Below are 22,311 nucleotides of genomic sequence, written 5' to 3'. Positions count from 1 at the left end.
ATGTACGAGGTCGAGTCGGACCCTCCGGTCTCGGCGAGGTTCGCCGACTCACCGGCGGGTTCGGCGGCACCGGCGGAGCCGTCCGCGGCCTCGGCGGCTCCGGCCGTGTCCGACTTCGTGCCCGCGGCTGCGGCTGCGGCGGACCGGCTTGGCCGGGGCGGCTTCCTCCGGGCCTGTGCCCGCTCACTCCAGGAGATCGCCGACCGCCTCGGCGACGGCGTCCTCGGCGACCTGGCCGCCCTGCTCTTGCCCGTCATGGGCCCGGATCTGCCAGCACGAGCTGATCCACTCTTCGAGATTTCCTGGAGCTGGTGCAGCGACAACGCCGTGAGAAAGAGACGGGTTCACATGAGACGGGACAAGGGCACCGTGACCGTCGCGGCGATCCGCCTCTGGCTTCGGGGGTAGATCCATTATCCCCGTGCGGGGGCGCGCCTGTCACCGTTCCCCGGAATGATCTTTACGCCTGAATTGCGCCTTTAGGCTTGCTGGCAACGGGCACAACACACTGACCTGATCTGGGAGTTGAGAGTGGCGCACGACGTTGCCGCACTGGCCGCGGAACTCACGGGCATGGCCGCTGCGGATCACCAGGCCGCCCCCCACGCGAACAGCGACGACCCTGCCGAGCAGCTGGCCTGGCGGCGACTGACCGCACGGCACGGTGACCGGCTCGGCGAGATCATGGACGAGTATGGCTGGCCGACGGAGGAACGGGTCGGCGAGAAGGCCGCGCGCGCAGCGTGGCTGATCGCCCAGCACGCTGACCGGCAGCTCGAAATTCAGCGACGCGCCCTGAAGCTGATGCAGCAGGCGGTGTCGGCAGGCTTGGCCAGCCCACGCGAGCTGGCCTTCTTGCGCGACCGCACGCTGGTCAATGAGGGCCGCAAGCAGATTTACGGCACTCAGATCGCCGGCGTGAAGGACGGGGTACCGGTCCCCTGGCCCTGTGAAGAGCCCGACCGCATGGACGAACTCCGTGCAGAAGTCGGCATCGATCCCTTCGACGAGTACGTTGCCAAGTTCGCGATGGCCTGACGCCCCGTTCCCATCCGCATCCGCATCCGCATCCGCATCCGCATCCGCATCCGCATCCGCATCCGGCGGATCCCTGCCCAGGTCACCTGCCGTAGGTGATGATCCGCCGGACAGGCCCTGGTACTCCAGCCGTAGATCGTGATCTTGCTGGTCGGGGCTGGCACAGCCGTAGCCAGGTGCTGTCGCTGCTACGGTCGGGCGCATGCTGATTGTCGAACTTGCCTTGACCGCTTCACCTGAACGCCTCGCGGCACGTCCGGCGCATCGCGCACTCCTCAGCCGCCTTCACGAGGAGGGCCGTCTCGTCGCCGCCGGTCCGTTGGCTGACGACACCGGTGCGCTCCTTGTCTTCGACACGGAACGCGAAGAGCTGGACCGCATACTCGACACCGATCCGTACTACCGCACCCCTGGTGTGCAGGTGGTTGGTGTGCGCGAATGGGCGCCGGTTGTGGGTCTGACCCGACTACGTCGCGATCATTCCTGACACGCGGCTTGTCGGCGGTAGCGGCTGTGGCGGGCGCAGGCTTGATGGCGTGCCAGACACCACGCCGCTCGCCCCGATGACCCGCACACGGCCATCAGTGCCTTCAACTACCTCCGGGTCGTCCAGGCCGACGATTTCGACGCCACCCGTGAATTCGCCTGCGCCGAACCGCGGATGCCCGAGCTGCTCGTCGACGTCGCCGAACGCATCGTCGTCCCGGTCACCCGCGCTGCACGGCCCGGCCGCGGCCGAGCCGTGCGCGGGCACCTTCGCCTTGGAGGGATCGGGCGCGTGTTCGTGACCTCGCTGCGGACCTGGGCGCAGGCCGGGCCGGACACGGCGGAGGGCATCGCCCGCGGCGCCGTCATCGACTTCGCCGCACAGTTCCTCACCGAGGACCACGAGGACGTCGCCGACACCCTGCGCCAGCTGAAGGCCGTCGGCTTGGGCCAGGCCATCGATACGCACCCCGCACCGGCCGGTGCGCACTGAGCGCGCTCGCGTAGCGCGCGCCGAGGATGGCGGTGGTGCGCACCGCGCATCGGGTGCGCACCACCGCCAGACAGATCCACCGCACCGTGCGCCCCACCGCACCGCACCAGGTGCGCGCGGCGGCAGGCCCTCTATCACACAACCCCCTTGACCACGGCCTGACCGACGGCCCGAACATGCTGTGGCAAGGAGAAACGTGCCGGGTGGCACACCTGGGCCAGGGATGCCGAGCGCGCCAGTCCGACTTGGTCAAGGGGTCGGTCGACGGTGCGCGCACCGGTGCGGTGCGGAACATCGAGTGCGGTGCACCGAGTGCACGCGAGCGCCCGCCATCGCGGTGCGCACCAGAGTGAGCTTCCGCCAACTTGAAGGCACAGTCAAAGAGCTGGTGTGACGGTCTTCCGGGGTGCTCACGCTGGTTGTGGGCGGCTGTCTGTGGAGTAGGTCGTCTGCCAACGGTTGACTCCGAGGTCGGTCAGGACGAGCAGAGCATCGGAGAGCCGTATGCCAGAGAACGGTGGTGTCCGGATTGGCGGGCGGCCACGCGGAACTGGACCTGTTCCGGTGAACCTTGCTGCGCGGCCCCACCCATCCACCAGGCGGAATGCCTTCCAACGCCCCGCCCGAAGCGGTTACTCCTTGCCGGGTTCGGCCATCGCCGACGGACCCGACTGAAGTTTCCGTGTTGGACTACGTGATTCCACGGATACCGCTTCATGAGGCGACAAAGGAGACTTGCGCTCGTACCGGGGCCTTGCACTGCCCGTGCCCGCAGCCCCTTCTGGTTCGAAAGGCGCTGGTTGAAAGAAAGCACCGATGCCCGGGCTCCGGCGGAGTGCGACCCCGCGTGCACCGAGGTGACCATGCCGCGCAACGCCCGACCGTACGGCTGACCACGAGCAGAGGACGATCCAGTTTCGAGCACCGCAGGGCACTGGCGGCGGTACGCAAATGGAGCCACGACCGTCAGGTCGCCGCGGCCATGCCTCGCTTCATCTGGTCAACCCCGAACGGCAATCCACAAGTACTGGCAATGACTCGAGCAGTCGCACGTCAGTGTTGAATCAGGAGTACGGTACCCGTGTCCATGCCCCCGCCCTCCGGGTCCCAGCAGCCCCAGGACCTGTACCAGTCTGCACAACTGCAGGGCCCGCATCCGCCCCTCCAGGGACCGCACCCACACGCCCCTTACCAGGTCTGGGGCCAGGGCTACACCCCCTTCGCCCGCTCTGCCCCGGTCAACGGCGTTGCCATCGCCGCCCTTGTGCTGGGCTTGTTGTGCTTCCTGCCGGCGGTGGGGCTGGTCCTCGGGATCATCGCGCTGGTACAGATCGAGAAGCGGGGTGAGCGCGGCGAGGGCATGGCGATCGCGGGCGCGGTCGCGTCGTCCCTGGGAATCGCCCTGTTGCTGTTCCCGAATGTCGTCCACGACTCTTGGGAGGGCTTCGTGGAGGACACCAAAGACAGCAGTAGCCGCTTCCTCGCCAAGGGCGACTGCTTCGACTTCGACGTCCCGGGCTTGGAATTCGACCGGGGCGCCGACCACGTCGACTGGGTGTCCTGCAACTACGAGCACGATGCCGAGGTGTTCGGCACCATCCCGCTGTCCAACGACGACTACCCGGGCGACGACTACCTCACCGACAAGGCCGAGGACGAGTGCTGGACGCTCCGGGATGCCTACGCGATGGACCACTGGAGGCTGACCGACAAGGTCGGCGTCAACTACCTGACGCCCACCGCAGAGAGCTGGTCCTGGAGAGGCAACAAGATCACCTGCGTCTTCACCCACACCAACGCGTACGGCACCCTGCGGGACCCGCTGCGTACCGACGAGTCCACACTCAACGCCTACCAGCTGGCGTTCCTGAAGGCGATGAACGCCGTCGACGAGGTCCTCCACGAGGAGCCCGAGGAAGACGCCGAGGAGAACCTCGGCGCCCACAAGGACTGGGCGGCGGACGTCCGGGACGTGCTCGGCGAGCAGGCGGACACGCTGCGCCGTCACACCTGGCCGGGCCACACGGACAAGTCCGTCGACGCCCTGGTGAGGGACATGCAGGACGCCCGCGCGGAATGGGCGAAGGCCGCCACCACAAGTGACGCCCACACGTACTACCTGCACTACGACAACGGCTACAAGTACGTCGACGGCGACACCACCCGCAGTGCCCGCTCGGACCTGGGTCTCGCCTTCACCCCGCCCTCGACTGTCGCCAAGTCGAGCCAGTAACCGTGAGGACTGGGATGATCTTCGTACCCGGCGTGCCCGAGGGCGCGGGCGTCGCGGCGCGCGACCGCGTTGCCGATACGGTTCTGCCGGGACCGGGGCCGGCGCGACTGACCGGCGGGGAGGCGGCGACGTCCGGCGTCCTGGAGCCGCCGCCGCTGCTTGCGCAGCTCCACCTTCTTCGCCGCTTCGACTTCGGCTTCCAGGGCCGCTTCCAGAGCGGCTGCCACCCCAGGGGCTCATCGAGCTCGCGCTCCTGGTCCTCGTCGAGCGCCGCAGCCATTTTCTTCGCGGCGGCGCCGGCGCGGGCATCGTCAGGGCTGAGGTGTTCTTCCGGGTTGCTCACGCGACTCCTCCTGTGGTCCGGCCCGGTCTGTGCTGGGTGCCGGGCTGTTGGGTGTGTTGCGGTGGAGCCGTCGCCGGCGCGGGCTGCGGTCGGGGACCGTGGGCGAGGAGGGCGTGCTCCCGGGCGCCTTCCTGGACCCTGGCGAGTGCTGCCTCGGCGAGCGTCCGGCGGATCTGCGTTCGGGGTCCACTGGATGACCGGGCTGCCCTTGAGTGGTGACGTTGCCGTTGTCCAGGGCCTTGCCCCTGCGGACACACACCAGCCGGTAGACACCCTCGGCCAGGACCGCCGGCATGCCGCTGACCTCGTCGCAGACCACCGAGACGTCGGAGCCGGGTGCAGAGGCCCATCCACCCGTGAGGGATCAGTGGAGAGCCACGCGCCCGCCGATGTCCTGAAGCGTCTCGAAGTCGTGGGCGGGTCGATTTCACGGCGAAAGAGAAGCCGCCGCTCACACGTTTGTCACGCGGGAATGCTCTGCGTGTTTGCTAGCGGTGTCGCCCGCGGTGCGCGACCATATAAACGCCGACATCGACATTATCGGCGCGCGCGTGGAAACACCGAGAGAGAAAGAAGGACGACGTGTCCGGCAGCGAAAGCGAAAACCCGGCGATCTCCTCCCCGACCCCCACGCCGACTCGGCCCAGGTCGAACCGGGACTGGTGGCCCAATCAGCTGGACCTTCAAATTCTCCACCAGCACTCGTCCCGTTCCAATCCGATGGACGAGGACTTCGATTACGCCCGGGAGTTCGCGACCCTCGACCTCGACGCGTTGAAACAGGACGTCTTCGAGGTGATGACGACGTCACAGGACTGGTGGCCTGCAGACTACGGCCACTATGGCCCGCTCTTCATCCGGATGAGCTGGCATGCCGCGGGCACCTACCGTGTCGCCGACGGCCGGGGCGGTGGCGGCACCGGCGCCCAGCGCTTCGCCCCCCTCAACAGCTGGCCGGACAACGCGAGCCTCGACAAGGCCCGCCGCCTGCTCTGGCCGGTCAAGCAGAAGTACGGCCAGAAAATCTCCTGGGCCGACCTCCTGGTCTTCGCCGGTAACTGTGCCATGGAATCGATGGGGTTCAAGACGTTCGGTTTCGGATTCGGCCGCGAGGACATCTGGGAGCCCGAGGAGATCTTCTGGGGTCCCGAGGACACCTGGCTGGGAGATGAGCGATACAGCGGTGACAGGGAACTCGCCGCTCCCTTCGGGGCCGTACAGATGGGACTGATCTACGTCAATCCGGAGGGGCCCAACGGAAACCCGGATCCGTTGGCCGCCGCCCGGGACATTCGCGAGACTTTCGGGCGCATGGCGATGAATGACGAGGAGACGGTCGCACTCATCGTCGGCGGCCACACATTCGGCAAGTGTCATGGCGCGGTCGACCCCGCGTACATCGGCCCCGAGCCCGAGGCCGCCTCCGTCGAGCAACAGGGTCTCGGCTGGCGGAACACGTACGGCACCGGCAAGGGCTCCGACACACTCACCAGTGGGCTCGAAGGCGCTTGGACCACCGAGCCGACCCGGTGGGACAACGGGTACCTGGACAACCTGTTCGGCTACGACTGGGAGCTGACGACGAGCCCCGCCGGCGCCAAGCAGTGGACTCCCACGGATCCCGCGGCCCGGGGCACGGTGCCCGACGCTCATGACCCGTCGAAGAGACACGCCCCCATGATGCTGACGACGGACCTGGCGCTGAAGCTGGATCCGGTCTACGGCCCGATCGCGAAGAGCTTCCACGAGAACCCGGGCAGACTCGCGGAAGCGTTCGCCAAGGCCTGGTACAAGCTGTTGCACCGCGACATGGGACCCGTCACGCGCTACCTCGGCCCGTGGGTCCCCGAGCCGCAACTGTGGCAGGACCCCGTCCCCCCGGTCGACCACGAACTCGTCCAGGACGAGGACATCACCGCTCTCAAGAGCAGGATCCTCGCCTCGGGGCTGTCCATCTCCCAACTGGTCACCACCGCCTGGGCATCGGCGGCCAGCTTCCGCGGCACCGATATGCGGGGCGGGGCCAACGGGGCCCGGATCCGACTCACCCCGCAGAAGGACTGGGAGGTCAACCACCTCCCCGAGGTGGCTGAGGTGCTGCAGAAACTGGGGCGGATCCAGCAGGACTTCGACCTCGCGCAAGCGGGCCGGACGAAGGTCTCACTCGCCGACCTGATCGTCCTGGGCGGGTGCGCGGCTGTCGAGCAAGCCGCGCGGAACGCCGGGTTCGACATCGCGGTCCCGTTCGCACCAGGGCGCACGGACGCCTCGCAGGAGCAGACCGACGTGGAGTCGTTCGCCGTGCTCGAGCCCAGGGCCGACGGATTCCGGAACTACCTCCGGGCGGGAGAGAAGCTGTCACCGGAGACACTTCTGCTGGACCGCGCCAATCTGCTGACCCTCACCGCTCCCGAGATGACGGCGCTGATCGGCGGGATGCGCGTCCTGAACACCGGCTACAAGCGCTCGCCGCACGGCGTGTTCACACACCGACCGGAGACATTGACCAATGACTTCTTCGTCCATCTGCTCGAGATGGGCACGGAGTGGAAGGCGTCGGCTTCCGACGAGAACGTGTTCGAAGGCCGGGATCGCACCACAGGCGAGCTGAAGTGGACCGCCACCGCGGTGGACCTCGTCTTCGGTGCGAACTCCCAGCTCCGAGCCGTCGCAGAGGTCTACGCGTCCCGGGACGCCGGGCACAAGTTCGTGCGTGACTTCGTGGCCGCGTGGGACAAGGTGATGAACCTCGATCGGTTCGACCTCTCCTGAACCCGATGCCCGGCTCGGGGCGGTGAGCACTGCTCGCCCGGAGTCCCGGCAACGCCTCCCCGGTGGGGCACGCGCGCTCCACCCGCAGCGGGCGTGCCCGCCGTCCTCATGTCTCCTGGAGTACGGAGAGAACGTTCCCGGCGGGGTCGGTGAACCACGCGATCGCGGCGGGGCCGCCGTCACCCGCCCGGACGATGCCCCTCTCGTCATGGTCGAACCCGGGATAGCGCTCAAGGCTCACGCCGCGCCGCTCCAGCTCGTCGACAGCGGCTTCGATGCCGTCCACGGGGAAGTTGAGGATCGTGAAGGTCGCGGGGATGTGCGACTCCTTCGGGTAGACGAAGACCCGTGTGCCTCCGCCGAGCGTGAGGGTCAGCATCCGCATGTCCCCCTCCCCACTCTCCTCCGCGCGGAGACCGAGAGTCTCACCGTAGAACCGGCGGGCCTCGCCGATGTCGTCGACCGCGAAGCCACTGAACGCCTGAGATTGTCCGAACATGCCCTGTCTCTCCTTCACGGGTGAGCTGCTCCGAGATCTCAGGGCACACCACACGCACCCCGGTCATCGGCGCGCCACGCTGATGACGCGAGGGTCACAGCAGCCGGAGTTCACGCGCGCGGCGTACGGCGTCGTTGCGCCGGTTCACGGCCAGCTCCCTCATCTGGGCGGTGGCCCGCCGCAGCACGTCCCGTTCCCGTCCGCTCAGCTGTTCCACGATCATCGCGGGCGCGTCCGCCGCCGGTACGGCGTCCGGGCGGGCGGCGGCGCCGGGCTGGAGCCAGCCCACCGCCTTGTCGCTTCCATATGCCAGTCGTGATCCAGAATGAGGTAGAGGGCAGCTCGCCGCCGTCGACGGACAGGCTGCGCCTGCGCAGATCGTTGAACGCGCCGCGACGGGAGGCGGTGCACGCATCCTTCCGCAGGGCTGGCGGGCCCGCGTTCTGGCACTTCGGCCGCGAGGGCCGAACAGAACCTCTTGGACGCGATCGCCAGCCCCCGCCGGGACGCTGCCCTCGCCCACCGTGCCGAAGAGAGGCGGCGCCGTCTCGCGCAGGAGGCAGTGCCCCGTCGGGCCGACCACAGTCGACGAGGGGCCTGGTTCGCCCTCCCGGGTCGGTCGTGGCGATCACGATCGCCACGGCGACCAGAGCGAGCGGCCGGAATCTCCGGCGGTCCCGAGGTCTCACGCTGTGCAGGGGTTCACCTCCCTGAAGACTTGGGTGCCGGTGTCGTAGGTGTGTGTTTCGGCTCCGTCGATCACCGAGCTGGCTGGGTTCCCTGCGGTCCGACGCGGGCGCGCTCTTCCGCGGACATGTGCCCTCGCCCGGTTCCACTGTCTGCCGAGGCGAGAACGCGCTGGGGTGGGGAGAGCGGTCGAGGGCCAGGGGGCCGCGCCGCAAGGGCACGGCCCCCTGGCCGACACACCGTCACAGGACGATGAGCTGCCAGTCCTGGTTCGATCCGTCGGTGATGGGCCATTGGATGACCTTGACACCGTCCGTGATGGCGGCGTCCTTGACGTCGGCGCACCATCCGTTACGGACGTTGACGAGCCGGTAGTAGCCGCTGGCCTGGGAGGGGACCAGCTTCCACCACTGGTTGTCGCCGCCGTCGTCGGTCGACTGGTCCAGGGGCGCGCCCTTGAGGGAGTTGTCCGGGCTCTCCAGGAGTTTGCCGCTGCGGACGTTGACCAGCCGGTAGGAGCCGTCGGTGTTCGGCAGCAGTTTCCACTGCTGGTTGGTGCCGCCTGTCGAGGGCCACTGGATGATGGAGGCGCCGTCGGCGCTGGAGGCGTCGCTGACGTCCATGACCTTGCCGCTCTTGCGGTTCACCAGCTTGAAGGTGCCCAGGTCCGCGGTGAAGGGCCGGTCGTAGACCTCCAGGTTGCGGATGGACGCCCAGACCCCGGAGGGCAGTCCGGTGACCGTGACCCGTATGTAGCGGGCCTGGGCACTGAGTACCACGGTCTGCACCTGGCTGGTGCTCGTGGTGTCGGTGCGGTCGGCGAGCGTGGTCCAGGTGGCGTTGTCGGTGGAACCCTCGACGCGGTAGCGGTAGTTGGTGGCGTCCAGTTCCCAGGCGATACGGGCGCCGGTGACCGACTTGACCGCTCCCAGATCGACTTTGAGCCAGTTGCCGGTGTTGGCGTTGTTGGCGCACCAGCGGGTGGCGGTGGAGCCGTCGACGGCCTTGGCCGCGGTGTTGCCCTTGGAGGTCTCCTCGCTGCTGGCGGTGGCGGTCCTGCCCGCGGCGATGTCGGCCGGCTGCACGGTCCGGTCCAGGGTCACGCCGACCACGCTGTCCTCGGGGATGCGGGTCCGGTTGATCCCGGTGACCGTCACCTTGCCGTCCGCACTGACGGAGTACGGCAGGTCGGTGCCCGAGGCCACGTCGTAGACCCGTGTGACCTGGGCGTCTCCGATCGAGGGGGTGGTGAAGGAGGTGCCGCTGTAGCCGGGCAGCAGGTGGAGGTAGAAGGTGCTGCCCTTGTAGGTGTAGCCGTACTTGCCGTCGAGAGGCTGCCAGGGGCCGCCGGTGGTGCCGTAGACGGCCTCGCCGCAGGTGGTCATGAAGGAACCGATCCGGCGCACCAGGTCGGCCTGGGCGGTGGGGACCACGCCGGTGCGGTCCGGTCCGACGTTGACCAGGCAGGTCATGTTCCGCACCCAGGCATTGACCAGGATGTTCATGGCCGTGCCGAAGCCCATCACGCTCGCGCCGGCCTTGTAGCCCCAGGCACCGCCGATGGTGAAGCACTTCTCCGCGACGCGTGCGGTGCGGATCGCGCCGGAGGGCACGGAGGGGCCCTCCTCGCTGGTGTAGTCGCCGATCCAGCCCGAGCGCAGGGTGGTGACGATGTCCGGCTGGTGCTTGCGCACCAGCCCGGTCAGGCCCAGCGGCTTGCCGGTGGCGGGATCGGTCTCGCTGTGGGCGGAGTCCACCGGCCACTCGTTCGCCGGGTCGCGGAACTTGCCGGGCTCCCAGAAGAACGCGGCGTCCGCGTCGGAGCCCTGCTGGCCGAGCCAGCCGCCGTCCCACCACAGGTCGTCGATCTTGCCGTACTGGGTGACCAACTCCCTGACCTGCTGGTACAGCTCGTTCTTCATGATCCGCGCGTTCTCCTTGTGCGCGGGATCCGTGGTGTAGCCCCACTTGTTGGGCAGGCAGTTGGTGCCGCGGACGTCGTAGTAGCCCGGGTAGCGCCAGCTCAGCGGCGACATGTACAGGCCCACCTTCAGCCCGGCCTCGCGTACGGCGGTGACGTACTGGCCGACGAAGTCCTTCTGCAGCGGGGCCTGTCCGGCGTGCCAGGCGTTCGGGTGGGTGGACGGCCACAGCGCGAAGCCATCGTGGTGGCGGGCCGTGAGCACCGTGTACTTCGCGCCCATGTCCTTGGCCAGTTGGACCCAGTCGGCAGGGTTGTAGGCGGTCGCGGTGAACTGCTCGCCGGTGACGTCCGTGACGTACTTCTTGTAGTTCTCCGGGGTGATAGCGGCGTTCTCCATGTACCACTCGCCCTTGGCCGGGCCGGAGTAGACACCCCAGTGGATGAACATGCCGAGCTTGGCGTCCCGCAACCACCCGATCTTCTCGTTGGACTGTTGCTCCACGCCCATGTCGATCTTGGGGATCCGCAGCGGCGGGAGCGGCAACGGCTCACCGGCGACAGCGGCATGAGCGGGTACCGCGAGGGTCGGGGAGACAGCAGCGGCGACCGTCATGGCCGCCATTCCGGCCAGCACTCTTCGTCGAGTGATCGGCTGTGACAAGGTCTTTCTCCTGACTGTCCACAAGACAGCACACATGTGCTGCGGCTCAGCGTCGGGGCCGAACAGGTCGGATGGAGCACCTCGGGGAAGGCGAGACACAGGAAGCCGCACGGAGGTGTGCTTCACCCAGGTGACATCGGATGTATTAATCAGCAACAGACCGCGCCGTGTCTAGAGGCGCGTCGAAGCATCGCATAAATCGGGGACCTCACTTCGGAGAGGAAGGGGTGAGCCGTAAAGACATCGGATGTGTACTGGTCCTGGACATTGACGGAGCCCTCATTCCCCCCTACCGTCCTCAAACGGAGTCGCACACAACCAAACAAGTCACAAGCCTCGTTGAGGTGAATCCAGATGCTCCGACGTGCCCTCACCCATGCGCCGGCCGCCCTCCTGGCCGTGACCGCGCTCCTTGTCACCGGCTCCCCCGCCCAGGCGGCCACAGTCCTCATCACCAACGCCACTCAGTTCACCGACTCCACCGGCGCCGTCGTCCACGCCCACGGTGGCGGGGTGATCAAGGTCGGCTCGTACTACTACTGGTTCGGCGAGAACCGCAACGCCGACAACACCTTCAAGGCCGTCTCCGCCTACCGCTCGACCGACCTGAAGACCTGGGAGTTCAGGAACAACGTCCTGACCCAGGCCAGCGCCCCCGAGCTGACGGTCGCCAACATCGAGCGGCCCAAGGTCATCTTCAACTCCGCCACCGGCAAGTTCGTCATGTGGATGCACAAGGAGAACGGCAGCGACTACAACCAGGCCCGTGCCGCCGTCGCCGTCTCCGACACCGTCGACGGCGACTACACCTGGCAGGGCAGCTTCCGCCCGCCGTCCGGCACCACGTCCCGTGACATGACCCTGTTCAAGGACGACGACGGCACGGCGTACCAGATCACCTCCGCGGCCGGCAACGCCGACCTGCAGATCTGGAAGCTCACCACCGACTACACGGCCTACGAGAGCCTGACCGCAAACCCCTGGTCCGGCACCTTCCGAGAGGCTCCGGCACTGTTCAAGCGCAACGGCGTCTACTTCATGCTCACCTCCGGCAACAGCGGCTGGAAGCCCAACCAGCAGAAGTACGCCACCGCCGACAGCATCGCCGGTCCCTGGACAGCCATGACCGACATCGGCGACGACACCGGCTACGGCTCCCAGACCACGTTCGTGCTGCCCGTCCAGGGCACCTCCGGTACCTCGTACCTCTACATGGGCGACCGCTGGGGCAACTCCATGGGCGGCACCGTCAACGACTCGCAGTACGTCTGGCTGCCGCTGACCTTCCCTACCCGGACCACCATGAACCTGCCCTGGTACCCGCAGGTCGCCCTCGACACCGCCGCCGGCACGGTCACCGGCGTGGGCGGCGGCCCGTACTACAACCTGGTCGCCCGGCACAGCGGCAAGTGCCTCGACATCACCGACAACTCGGCCTCCGACAGCGCGATCGCCCTCCAGTACACCTGCGGCGGTGGCCTCAACCAGCAGTGGCGGCTCCAGGACGCAGGCGGCGGCTACGTCCGCGTTCTCGCCCAGCACAGCGGCAAGTGCCTGGACGTCTCGGGCGCCTCCACCGCCGACGGTGCCTTCGTGAACCAGTACCGCTGCACCACCGGCACCAACCAGCAGTGGCAGTTCCAGGACCAGGGAGGCGGCCACTACCGGCTGGTGGCCCGGCACAGCGGCAAGTGCCTGGACGTGAAGGACGCCTCCACCACCAACGGCGCCCGCCTCATCCAGTGGCCCTGCGGCACCGGCACCAACCAGCAGTTCCAGCGGCGCGCGGCGTGACGACCGTCCGGGTGCGGACGGCAACGTCCGCACCCGGACGAGAACAAGCAGGTGATCGTGGCAGTGAGCGCGGCTGCTCTCGGCGCTGCCGGCATGACTGCCCGAGCCGCCCTGGAATATCAAGCCCCAGGCCGTGCAGGACGTCCGACGGCCTTGCGGGAAGCCCGCGGGGTCTCGGTGGCGCGGCCGGGGGCCGCGTCCACCGAGCGAAGTCACCCCTCTTCGCTCGACCTGTCTCACTGTTCATACCTCCTATGTATCAGCTCGCTTACCTTGAGACGCGAACCCGCCTGTCAGGCAGATTCGATGTTGATCTGGTTATTTCTGTCGAGACCCTAGACAGGGCACCAACTGGTGCTCGTTAATACATCCGATGTTGACCCGCCGACCACCCGCCGCGTGTAAGGCCTGTCAGGGCTCTGGGCGACGACGGCGCGGCCTGTCAGTTCACCTGGCAGACCGGCCTGCACGTCGCTTCGTTCGACACCGATCGCGCCTCCCGGGCAGCCCGGTCGCCTGCCGCCCGGCACACAGTGACGCGCAGGCCGCCGTCGAATGTCCCAGCACGTAGTCACCTCAAGCAATGCCATCGATCCACAGGAGTGGGCCATGTCCTCACCAAGAATGAGTCGCCGTACGTTTCTCGGTGCTGCGGGGGCGGCGACCGCCGCGACCGCCCTGCCGCTCGTCCCCGGCTTCTCCGGCCTGCTGTCACAGGCGAACGCCGCGGACACCCAGACCAACCTCAGCAGGATGGTCGACATGCGGTTCGGCATGTTCAACCACTTCAGCCTGGGCACGTTCACGAACCAGGAGTGGGCGGCACCCAACCAGAGCCCCACCCTCTTCGCTCCCCCGAGTGTCAACTGCGCGCAGTGGGCCGACGCGGCCGCAGCAGCGAAGATGAGTTACGGCATCCTGACCACCAAGCACCACGACGGCTTCGCCCTGTGGCCGAGCGCCTACGGCACCCAGAACGTAGCGAACAGCTCCTACAAGCAGGACGTGGTGAAGGCGTACTGCGACGCCTTCCGGGCGAAGGGGCTGAAGGTCGGGTTCTACTACTCGATCTGGGACCGCACCTTCGGTGTCGAGGCGTGGGAGAGCCGACACAAGGTGTCCGGCCTCGAGATCACGGACGCCATCCAGCCCGGCGACATGACCTTCATGCTCGGTCAGATTCGTGAGTTGCTCACCAACTACGGCACCATCGACATGTTCATGACTGATGGTTACGCATGGCAGATGGGGCAGCAGGCCGTCTCCTACCAGAGGATCCGTTCGCTGGTGAAGGAGCTGCAGCCGGACTGCGTCATGATCGACATCGGCGGGCTGTCGGAGCCCTTCCTCAGCGACGCGATCTTCTTCGAGGAGCCGCTGGGCGTCACGGCGCCGGCGGGCAACACCTACGCCGGAATGCAGGGGCAGACCATCAGCAACGGCTGGTTCTGGCACCCCTCCACCCCGACCGAGGGCCTGATGAGCAAGGACGCGATCCTCTCGCACCTGGCCGACCTGGAACCGAAGTACACCTCGTTCATCCTCAACTGCCCGCCCAACCGCAACGGCCTCCTGGACACCAACGTCGTCAACCGGCTCGCCGAGGTCGGAGCGGCCTGGATCCCCAACTCCTCCCGGCCGCCGCTGCCCACCCAGCCGCTGCGCGCCGAGCACCCCGTCACACCGGTCAACGCCTACGCCACCGGCTTCCACACCGGCGAGGGACCACTCCACGCCATCGACGGACTCAGCGACGTCCGCTACGAGACCTGCTGGTCGACCTGGGGCCTGCCGTCGCCGCTGCCGCAGTCCATCACCATCGACCTCGGCGGTGTGTGGAGCAACGTCTCCACCCTGGAGTACCTGCCCAAGCAGTGGAACCGCAACAACACCACCGACGGCGACATCACCTCCTACACAATCCTGACCAGCACCGACGGGGTCAACTTCACCCAGGTCGCCACCGGCACCTGGGCCGGCAACAAGAAGATGAAGCTGGTCGAGTGGCCCAACCGGAACGTGGGCTTCGTACGCATCCAGGTCAACGCCGCCACCGGCGGCTACGCCAACATCAGCGGCGTGAGGATCGGCGGCCGGTCCCTCAAGCCCGCCCTGGTGTCCACCACGCTGCCCGGCGACGGCACCGTCTACCGCCTGGTCAACCGCAACAGCGGCCAGGTCGCCGACGTGGTGGGCAGGCGCACCACCGACAACACCCCGGTCCAGCAATGGCCCTGGCTCGACCAGACGAACCAGAAGTGGACCTTCGTCAAGACCGGCGACGGCTACTACAAGATCAAGGGTGTGGGCAGCGGCAAGCTCCTGGAGATCCAGGGTCTCTCCCGCGCCGACGGCGGCACCGCCGGCATCTGGGGAGACGCCAGCGCCCCCCAGCAGCACTGGGCCGTCACCCCCACCGGCGAGGGACACTACTTCCTCATCAACCGCTACAGCGGGCTCTGCCTCGCCGTCGACGAGGGCAGCACCGCCAACGGAGCCGCCATCGAACAGCAGCCCTACGCGGGCCGCAGCGAGCAGCAGTGGCAGATCGTTTCCGTCTGATCCTGCCCTCCGCCGCCCCCTCGGTCTGGTGGGAGGAAGTGGCGGTGACGGTTCTTTGTGGCGCGGGGCGCTTGGGCACCCCGCGCCCACAGAACGTACGCGTGCCTGACTCCCCACCAGCGTCCGGCCGTACTGCGACGGGCTTCGCCCAAGACCTCCACTTGCCTTGAGGCACCCGCAGAAAGACAAGGAACGCACATGTCCGCTGTTCTCGCACGGCTGTCGGCGATACTCGTCGCCGACGTCGGTGACGCCGAGGACGTCGACGAGGAGTTCCGACGGTTCGTACACCGTCGGCACCACCCGCTCTACCGCCTCGGTGAGCGCGGCGTCGCCGTACTGGGCTGCCACCACGCGGTGGTGGTCGCGCACCATGCCCGCGCAGGACCCGGAAGGGGCGACGACGGCGTCGTAGCCCGCGAAGACCTCGGCGAACCGGCGGACCATGGGCAGGGTCTCGGGGCGGTATCCGGTGTTGAAGTGCATCTGACCGCAGCACGTCTGGCCCTGCGGGAACTCCACCGTGTGGCCGAGGCGCTCCAGCAGTTCGGTCACCGCCCGACCGGTGCGCGGGAGCATCGTGTCGTTGAAACAGGTGATGAAGAGGGCTATGCGCATGGACTTTCCTGGGGCGGGGCCGGCCGTGCGGTGTCGCGCAGGTCGTAGGTCCGCACGGCCGTACCGGTGAAGACGTCGTGACGCTCGGCCGGGCCGAGCCCGGCCGTCAGCGCCCGTGCGACGGCGATCACCTCGGCGTACGTGGCGGCGAGCCGGCAGACCGGCCAGTCCGAGCCGAACATCAGCCGGACGGGGCCGAAGGCGTCGAGGACGGTGTCGGCGTACGGCGTGAGGTCCGCGACGGTCCAGGAGCCCCAGTCGGCTTCCGTGACCATGCCGGAGAGTTTGCAGACGGTGTTGGGAAGGGCGGCGAGGCGCCGGATCTGCTGCGCCCAGGGGGTGAGTTCGCCGGACGCGATGGGCGGCTTGCCGAGGTGGTCGAGGACGAAGGTGAGGCCGGGCAGGCGCTCCGCGGCCTCGACGGCCGCCGCGATGTGGTGGGGCTTCACCACGAGGTCGTAGACGAGTCCCGCCTCGGCGACCGCGGAAAGGCCGCGCAGCACCTCAGGGCGTACGAGCCAGCGCGGGTCCGGTTCGCCCTGCACCTGGTGGCGATGCCGACCAGGTGCTCGCCGCCGGGGCCCGCGCGCAGCTCCGCGAGGGTGTCGGCGATGTCGGGGGCGGTCAGATCGGTCCAGCCGACGACTCCGGCGACCAGGTCGCTGTCGGCGGCCAGGGCCAGGAACTCCGGGGTCTCCTCCGGCACGGTGATCGTCTGCACCAGGACGGTGGCGGTGACACCGGCCGTACGCGCCTCCGGCGCAAGGTCGGCAAGGGTGAAGTCGCGTCGTAGTGGGGCGAGTTCGTCTCCGCTGATCCAGTCCTGGTCGCGCACGGACAGGTCCCACACATGGTGGTGGGCATCCACGATGCCGGGCACGGTTTCCGCTCCGGTCACAGTCCCCACACCACCGGCAGCGAGGCGTCCGCGCCCTGCGCGGAGTAGTCGTGGACGACGTCGAGCAGGTCGGCCATCCGGGCCTGCCAGGCGATGTTGACGGGCAACTTGTCGAGTTCGGCGATCATCGCCTGGTAGTCCTCGACCTCCAGCACGTGGAAGAGGTCGGTGCCGCTGCGCCAGATCGTCCATTCCGTCACCCCCGCGGCGCGGATGGCGGCGGTGAGTTCCTCGGGCACCTCCCGGTGCGCGGCCTCGTACTCGTCGATACGGTCGGCGCGGACCTTGGTGTGCAGGGCAACCCTCATGACGGCTCCTTCGACGGCATTGCCTCCCCGATCGGCGCGGCTTCCCCGGTTGCTGCTGGGACGGGGGTGTCCGGGTCCAGCAGGCCCTCGGCGCGCAGCTCGTCCCACAGGGCGTCCGGAATCGGACGCCGCAGCTGCTCCATCGTGTCGCGCACCTCCTCGGGAGTGCGCGCGCCGGTCAGGACGCTCGCGACCGCTCGATGGCCGAACGGGAAGCGCAACGCGGCGGCACGCAGCGGCACGCCATGGCGTTCGCAGACCGCGAGCAGCCGCAGCGCCCGGTCGAGGACCGGCTGTGGAGCGGGTGCGTAGTCGTATGGGGCGCCGGGCCGGGGGGCTGTCAGGAGCCCGGAGTTGAACACCCCGCCGATGACCACGCTCCGGCCGCGGACGGCCGCCTCCGGGAGCAGTTCGGTGAGCCCGTCCTGTTCCAGGAGGGTGTAGCGGCCGGCCAGCAGCACCACGTCGATGTCGGTCTCGCGCATGAACCGGGCGGGCAGCGCGGACTGGTTCATCCCGACGCCGATCGCGCCGACCACCCCCTCGGTACGCAGCCGCTCCAGCGCCGGGTACGCCTCGTCCAGCGCCTGGTCGGCATGGTCGTCGGGGTCGTGCAGCAGGGCCACGTCGACACGGTCGAGGCCGAGACGTTCCAGGCTGGCCTCCAGGGAGCGCAGCACTCCGTCGGCGCTGAAGTCCCAGACGCGGCGGTGGGTGGCCGGGACGGCGAAGCCGTGGGCGAGGTCGTCACCGGCGCCGCCCTCCGGGTCCGGCACGAGAAGCCGGCCCACCTTGGTGGAGAGGGTGTAGGCGTCGCGGGGGCGGTCGCGCAGGGCGGCGCCGAGCCGCCGTTCCGACAGGCCGAGACCGTAGTGGGGCGCGGTGTCGAAGGTACGGACGCCGGCGTCCCAGGCCGCCTCCACCGTGGCGTGGGCGGCCTCTTCGGTGACCGGGTGGAAGAGGTTGCCGAGGGCGGCACAGCCCAGCGCCAGTTCCGAGACCTGTACGACGCTGCCGCTCAGAGTGGTGGTCCTCACGACCGGTCCACCGGGCGCAGCCGCAGGCCCTGCATGCCGCCGTCCACCGCGAGCGCGGTGCCGGTGACGGAGGCCGCGGCGGGACTGGCCAGGTAGGCGACGGCGGCGGCGACCTCGTCGGGGGTGACGAGGCGTCCCATGGGCTGGCGGGCGTTGAGGGCGGCGCGCTCGGCCTCGGGGTCGTCGGCCGCGTCGAGGAGCCGGCCGACCCAGGGGGTGTCGGCGGTGCCGGGGTTGACGCAGTTGACGCGGATGCCCTCGCGGACGTGGTCGGCGGCCATGGCGAGGGTCAGGGAGAGGACCGCGCCCTTGCTGGCGCAGTACAGGGCACGCTGCGGCAGCCCGGCGGTGGCGCCTATCGAGCATGTGTTGACGACGGCCGCGTGCGCGGAGCGGCGCAGGTGGGGCAGGGCGGCGCGCGTGGTGCGGACCATGCCGAGAACGTTGACGTCCAGAACCCGGTGCCACTGCTCGTCCGAATTGTCCTCGATGGTGCCCACCGCGCCGATGCCGGCGTTGTTCACGAGGATGTCCAGGCCACCGAGCCGCTCGGCCGCCTGTTCCACGGCGGCGCGCACGGAGGCGTCGTCGCTGACGTCGGCCCTCAGGCCGAGCAGCGGTTCGCTGACACCGCCCGGATCGAGGTCGAGCACGGCGACCGCCGCGCCCTGCGCCGCGAGTGTGCGTGCTGTGGCGAGCCCGATACCGGACGCTCCCCCGGTGACGACGGCCCTCAGCCCTGACAGACCGGTCATGCCACCTCCTCCTGAACGGCGCGGTCGGCGACCCAGAACTCGCCGTCCGGGTAGCGGTATTCGGCGATGGACTCCTCCCGCATGGTGGCGGAGAAGCCGGGGGTCAGCGGTGCGGTGTAGTGGCCGTCGCGCATCACCACGGGGGCGGTGAAGTGCTCGTGGAGATGGTCGACGAACTCGATGACCCGGTCGTCGGTGGTGCCGGACAGGGCCAGATAGTCGAACATCGACAGGTGCTGGACCAGTTCGCACAGGCCGACTCCGCCGGCGTGCGGGCAGACCGGGACCCCGAATTTCGCGGCGAGCAGCAGGATGGCGAGGTTCTCGTTGACGCCGCCGACGCGTGCGGCGTCGATCTGGAGAACGTCGATGGCACCGGCCTGGAGGAGCTGCTTGAAGATGATGCGGTTCTGGACGTGTTCGCCGGTGGCGACCTTCACCGGGGCGACGCCCTCACGGACGGCGGCATGGCCGAGGACGTCGTCGGGGCTGGTGGGCTCCTCGATCCAGTACGGATCGAACTCGGCCAGCGCGTTGGTCCACTCGATGGCCTCGCCGATGTTCCAGCGCTGGTTGGCGTCGATGGCGATGCGGATCTGGTCGCCGACAGCGGCGCGCGCGGTGCGCATACGGCGCAGGTCGTCGGCGAGGTCGGCGCCGACCTTGAGCTTGATCTGGGTGAAGCCGTCGGCGACGGCCTGCTCGGCCAGGCGCGTGAGCTTCTCGTCGGAGTAGCCGAGCCAGCCCGGAGAGGTGGTGTACCCGGGGTAGCCGCGCTCCAACAGCACCGCCTCGCGCTCGGCGAGCCCGGTCCTGCCGTCGCGGAGCAGCTGGAGGGCGTCGCCGGGGGTGAGGGCGTCGGCGATGTAACGGAAGTCGACCTGGGAGACCAGCCACTCGGGGTCGGCGTGGGCGAGCAGCCGCCACAGCGGCTGGCCCTGCCGCTTGGCGGCCAAGTCCCACACGGCGTTGACCACGGCGCCGATCGCCATGTGCATCACGCCCTTCTCGGGGCCGAGCCAGCGCAGCTGACTGTCACCGATCAGGTCGCGGTTGACCGAGCCCGGGTCGGTGCACAGCTCCTCCACGGAGCGCCCCACGAGGTGGGGCCGCAGAGCTCCGATCGCGGCGACCTGGACGTCGTTGCCGCGACCGATGGTGAAGGTGAAACCGTGGCCCTCGTGCCCGTCGCCGGCGTCGGTGCGCAGCACGACATAGGCGGCGGAGTAGTCGGGGTCCGGGTTCATCGCGTCGGACCCGTCCAGTTCCCGCGAGGTGGGAAAGCGGACGTCATAGGTGTCGACCGCGGTGATCCGGGCGGAGGTGGTAGTCAAGGGGGTGCCTTTCACGCTTGGCCGAAGGTCTGGCGCTGGCCTCCGAGCCCGTTGATCTCGAGCTCGACGGTGTCGCCGGGGCGCAGGAAGGGAGTGCCGGGCAGGCCCAGAGCCACGCCCGCGGGTGTACCGGTGTTGATCACGTCGCCCGGTTCCAGGACCATGTACTGGCTCAGGTAGGCCACGACCTGGTGGACCGGGAAGATCATGTCGCTGGTGTGACCGTCCTGCCGCTTCACGCCGTTGACGCTCAGGTGCAGGCCGAGATTCTGGGGGTCGCCGGCCTCGTCGACGGTGACCAGCCAGGGGCCGAGGGGGTTGAAGGTCTCGCAGGACTTGCCCAGGTCCCACTGGGGGGAGTACTCCAGCTGGAACTGGCGCTCCGAGACGTCATGGCTGATCGCGTAGCCCGCGATTACCTCCGCCGCCTCCTCGGGGCCCTCCAGATATCGGGCTCGGCGTCCGATGACGACCGCGAGCTCGACCTCCCAGTCGGTCTTCACCGACCCGCGCGGGATCAGCACCTCGTCGTACGGGCCGACGACCGTGCCCGGATCCTTCATGAAGACCACCGGACGCGGGGGAATCGCCGCGCCGGTCTCGGCCGCGTGGTCGCGGTAGTTCAGACCGACGCAGATGACCTTGCCGGGGCGGGCGACGGGGGCGCCGATCCGCAGGCCGTCGGTGTCGAGCTCGGGCAGTCCGCCCGCCTCGACCGCCGCGCGGGCCCGGTCCACTCCCCCGGAGGCCAGGAAGACACCGTCGATGTCCCGGGTCACCGAGGACAGGTCCAGCAGCCGGCCGTCATCGGCGCGGACTGCGGGCCGCTCCTCGCCGGGGGCGCCGACACGTAGCAGTTTCATTGGGGACTCCCTTGCCATGCGGGTTGCGTCTGAGGGGTGGTCGGCCTGGGGCTGGACCGCCTGCAGTTGGGCCGCCTGCGGTGCGCCGGGGCCGGGCCTGTGGGCGGACTCCGCCCCTCCGCAAAGCCATTCATCGGATGTATGGCGGCACAGTGACCTTAGATGCGGAGCTCGCACCTGGCAATGGAGTCCTCGGATGTATTTCCTCGCCGTTGCCAGTCAAAGCGCCCAGTGAAGGAGATCTGCCGGGGCCCCGCATGGCCACGGCGTCAAGACGCGACCCACCATCCGATGAATCCACAGTGGGCACCAGGACCGTCTTCCCTGGTGGGAGCGCGGCCGCGGCCAGCACAGCACATCACCGACCCCCGGAGGGGATATGTCCCGCCGGGGGCCCGCTCCTGCACCCGCCCCCACCGGCCCAGGCAGCGCCGTTGTCGAATTGTGAGCTGCCACAGCGCATCGCCTGCCACGCACGAGGTCCAAAACCTCGCAGGTCATACAGGGTTTCAGCGCGGAGCAACACGGTCGGGACGGCGCATCGACGCCCTACGGCGTGGTGTCCCGCAAATCTCTGACGTCGAACTCTTGTCAACGTCGGCAACGTCGTCGTAACGTCCTCGACGCCGGGATACATCGGAGGAATGGATGCACCCTCCGGGGCGTCCGTTCGACTCGTATCCGTGCGGTCGCTTCGCCTCCGCATCCTCGGTCCCCGGCTGACCCTCACACCCGACCCTCACGGGCATGATCCGCGTATTTCCGCGCCGGATCGGCACCTGCCCGTCGCGACCTCGCCACTCCCCCCAGGCAGGTACGCCCTCCCACCGTTGCCCTGTGGCCCTGTGCCCCTGGCTAAGGAGAGAACCCGGCCATGAAGCTCGCTCGCACCCGCTCCACCGCCGCGGCCGCCACCGCCGTCCTCGCTGTACTGGCCCTCGCCACCGCGTGCAACCGCGAAAGCACCGACTCGGGCGCCTCGGGTGGTGACAAGCCCGCCATCGGC

At 68.7% G+C, this 22,311-nt stretch carries 16 protein-coding genes and 4 pseudogenes; 7 read left to right on the top strand and 13 right to left on the bottom strand.

Translation table 11 applies throughout. The features are described from left to right. Positions 1 to 257, bottom strand: a pseudogene (locus tag AOK23_RS48760) (hypothetical protein); the annotation flags it as partial. Between the two features lie 274 nt (positions 258 to 531). Here AOK23_RS48760 and AOK23_RS04490 point away from each other — a divergent pair. After that, complete coding sequence (locus AOK23_RS04490) at positions 532 to 1,038, top strand: DUF6624 domain-containing protein (RefSeq protein WP_055711445.1); 507 nt, start codon at positions 532 to 534, stop codon at positions 1,036 to 1,038. Positions 1,039 to 1,240: 202 nt separating this feature from the next. Next, positions 1,241 to 1,525 carry a YciI family protein gene (locus AOK23_RS44470; protein ID WP_079049289.1) on the top strand — a complete coding sequence of 95 codons (285 nt, stop codon included), beginning with the start codon at positions 1,241 to 1,243 and terminating at the stop codon, positions 1,523 to 1,525. Here AOK23_RS44470 and AOK23_RS49380 read toward each other — a convergent pair. Beyond that, entirely contained in the window at positions 1,505 to 1,792 is a 288-nt protein-coding gene (locus AOK23_RS49380) for a hypothetical protein (protein WP_240496246.1), read from the bottom strand. The genes AOK23_RS44470 and AOK23_RS49380 overlap by 21 nt on opposite strands. A gap of 24 nt (positions 1,793 to 1,816) precedes the next feature. On the opposite strand from AOK23_RS49380, the gene AOK23_RS49375 reads away from it, so the two are divergent. Both AOK23_RS49375 and AOK23_RS04480 read left to right on the top strand, forming a co-directional pair. Then, positions 1,817 to 2,017 carry a hypothetical protein gene (locus tag AOK23_RS49375; RefSeq protein ID WP_240496245.1) on the top strand — a complete coding sequence of 67 codons (201 nt, stop codon included), beginning with the start codon at positions 1,817 to 1,819 and terminating at the stop codon, positions 2,015 to 2,017. 1,087 nt (positions 2,018 to 3,104) lie between these two features. Next, complete coding sequence (locus tag AOK23_RS04480) at positions 3,105 to 4,250, top strand: DUF4190 domain-containing protein (RefSeq protein WP_240496247.1); 1,146 nt, start codon at positions 3,105 to 3,107, stop codon at positions 4,248 to 4,250. Between the two features lie 17 nt (positions 4,251 to 4,267). On the opposite strand, the pseudogene AOK23_RS49370 reads toward AOK23_RS04480, so the two are convergent. Next, positions 4,268 to 4,593, bottom strand: a pseudogene (locus tag AOK23_RS49370) (hypothetical protein); the annotation flags it as partial. Positions 4,594 to 5,175: 582 nt separating this feature from the next. Here AOK23_RS49370 and katG point away from each other — a divergent pair. After that, on the top strand, positions 5,176 to 7,365 hold the full coding sequence (katG, locus tag AOK23_RS04475) for a catalase/peroxidase HPI (RefSeq protein ID WP_055711443.1): 2,190 nt from the start codon (positions 5,176 to 5,178) through the stop codon (positions 7,363 to 7,365). Between the two features lie 106 nt (positions 7,366 to 7,471). On the opposite strand, the gene AOK23_RS04470 is transcribed toward katG, so the two are convergent. From AOK23_RS04470 to AOK23_RS04460, 3 genes are all read right to left on the bottom strand, one after another. Further along, complete coding sequence (locus AOK23_RS04470; RefSeq protein WP_055711442.1) at positions 7,472 to 7,864, bottom strand: VOC family protein; 393 nt, start codon at positions 7,862 to 7,864, stop codon at positions 7,472 to 7,474. Positions 7,865 to 7,958: 94 nt separating this feature from the next. Then, positions 7,959 to 8,153, bottom strand: coding sequence for a hypothetical protein (locus AOK23_RS04465; protein WP_055711441.1), 195 nt, complete (start codon positions 8,151 to 8,153; stop codon positions 7,959 to 7,961). A 640-nt stretch (positions 8,154 to 8,793) separates the two neighbouring features. After that, positions 8,794 to 11,136 (bottom strand): alpha-L-fucosidase, encoded by a 2,343-nt coding sequence (locus AOK23_RS04460; protein ID WP_055711440.1) that lies wholly within the window; start codon positions 11,134 to 11,136, stop codon positions 8,794 to 8,796. A 354-nt stretch (positions 11,137 to 11,490) separates the two neighbouring features. On the opposite strand from AOK23_RS04460, the gene AOK23_RS04455 reads away from it, so the two are divergent. Continuing rightward, positions 11,491 to 12,930 (top strand): RICIN domain-containing protein, encoded by a 1,440-nt coding sequence (locus AOK23_RS04455; protein ID WP_055711439.1) that lies wholly within the window; start codon positions 11,491 to 11,493, stop codon positions 12,928 to 12,930. 609 nt (positions 12,931 to 13,539) lie between these two features. Next, positions 13,540 to 15,492: an alpha-L-fucosidase gene (locus AOK23_RS04450; protein WP_079049288.1), complete on the top strand. Its 1,953-nt coding sequence runs from the start codon at positions 13,540 to 13,542 to the stop codon at positions 15,490 to 15,492. A 363-nt stretch (positions 15,493 to 15,855) separates the two neighbouring features. Here AOK23_RS04450 and AOK23_RS44455 read toward each other — a convergent pair. From AOK23_RS44455 to AOK23_RS04420, 7 genes and pseudogenes are all read right to left on the bottom strand, one after another. After that, positions 15,856 to 16,110, bottom strand: a pseudogene (locus AOK23_RS44455) (heterodisulfide reductase-related iron-sulfur binding cluster); the annotation flags it as partial. Next, a pseudogene (locus tag AOK23_RS04445) lies at positions 16,101 to 17,008 on the bottom strand (amidohydrolase family protein). The pseudogenes AOK23_RS04445 and AOK23_RS44455, both read right to left, overlap by 10 nt. Beyond that, positions 17,005 to 17,316 (bottom strand): L-rhamnose mutarotase, encoded by a 312-nt coding sequence (locus tag AOK23_RS04440; RefSeq protein WP_055711437.1) that lies wholly within the window; start codon positions 17,314 to 17,316, stop codon positions 17,005 to 17,007. The pseudogene AOK23_RS04445 and the gene AOK23_RS04440 overlap by 4 nt, the downstream one beginning before the upstream one ends. Continuing rightward, positions 17,313 to 18,353: an aldo/keto reductase gene (locus AOK23_RS04435; RefSeq protein ID WP_055711436.1), complete on the bottom strand. Its 1,041-nt coding sequence runs from the start codon at positions 18,351 to 18,353 to the stop codon at positions 17,313 to 17,315. Before AOK23_RS04435 ends, AOK23_RS04440 begins: the two co-directional genes overlap by 4 nt. Further along, positions 18,350 to 19,108, bottom strand: a complete 759-nt coding sequence (locus AOK23_RS04430) for an SDR family NAD(P)-dependent oxidoreductase (RefSeq protein ID WP_055711435.1) — start codon at positions 19,106 to 19,108, stop codon at positions 18,350 to 18,352. The genes AOK23_RS04435 and AOK23_RS04430 overlap by 4 nt, the downstream gene beginning before the upstream one ends. Next, positions 19,105 to 20,442 (bottom strand): L-fuconate dehydratase, encoded by a 1,338-nt coding sequence (locus AOK23_RS04425; RefSeq protein ID WP_055711434.1) that lies wholly within the window; start codon positions 20,440 to 20,442, stop codon positions 19,105 to 19,107. Before AOK23_RS04425 ends, AOK23_RS04430 begins: the two co-directional genes overlap by 4 nt. Before the next feature lie 11 nt (positions 20,443 to 20,453). Then, on the bottom strand, positions 20,454 to 21,305 hold the full coding sequence (locus AOK23_RS04420; RefSeq protein WP_055711433.1) for a fumarylacetoacetate hydrolase family protein: 852 nt from the start codon (positions 21,303 to 21,305) through the stop codon (positions 20,454 to 20,456). Between the last annotated feature and the right edge of the window lie 1,006 nt (positions 21,306 to 22,311).

Origin of the sequence: Streptomyces torulosus, assembly GCF_001419765.1 — a bacterium.
GTDB classification, from domain to species: Bacteria; Actinomycetota; Actinomycetes; order Streptomycetales; family Streptomycetaceae; genus Streptomyces; species Streptomyces torulosus.
This window is presented reverse-complemented; position numbering and strand designations above follow the sequence as displayed.

Bases quoted from the DNA above. Each gene is read 5' to 3' on its own strand.
- AOK23_RS44470 (WP_079049289.1), top strand. From the start codon at position 1,241: ATGCTGATTGTCGAACTTGCCTTGACCGCTTCACCTGAACGCCTCGCG.
- AOK23_RS04480 (WP_240496247.1), top strand. From the start codon at position 3,105: ATGCCCCCGCCCTCCGGGTCCCAGCAGCCCCAGGACCTGTACCAGTCT.
- AOK23_RS04470 (WP_055711442.1), bottom strand. From the start codon at position 7,864: ATGTTCGGACAATCTCAGGCGTTCAGTGGCTTCGCGGTCGACGACATC.
- AOK23_RS04455 (WP_055711439.1), top strand. From the start codon at position 11,491: ATGCTCCGACGTGCCCTCACCCATGCGCCGGCCGCCCTCCTGGCCGTG.
- AOK23_RS04450 (WP_079049288.1), top strand. From the start codon at position 13,540: ATGTCCTCACCAAGAATGAGTCGCCGTACGTTTCTCGGTGCTGCGGGG.
- AOK23_RS04440 (WP_055711437.1), bottom strand. From the start codon at position 17,316: ATGAGGGTTGCCCTGCACACCAAGGTCCGCGCCGACCGTATCGACGAG.
- AOK23_RS04430 (WP_055711435.1), bottom strand. From the start codon at position 19,108: ATGACCGGTCTGTCAGGGCTGAGGGCCGTCGTCACCGGGGGAGCGTCC.
- AOK23_RS04420 (WP_055711433.1), bottom strand. From the start codon at position 21,305: ATGAAACTGCTACGTGTCGGCGCCCCCGGCGAGGAGCGGCCCGCAGTC.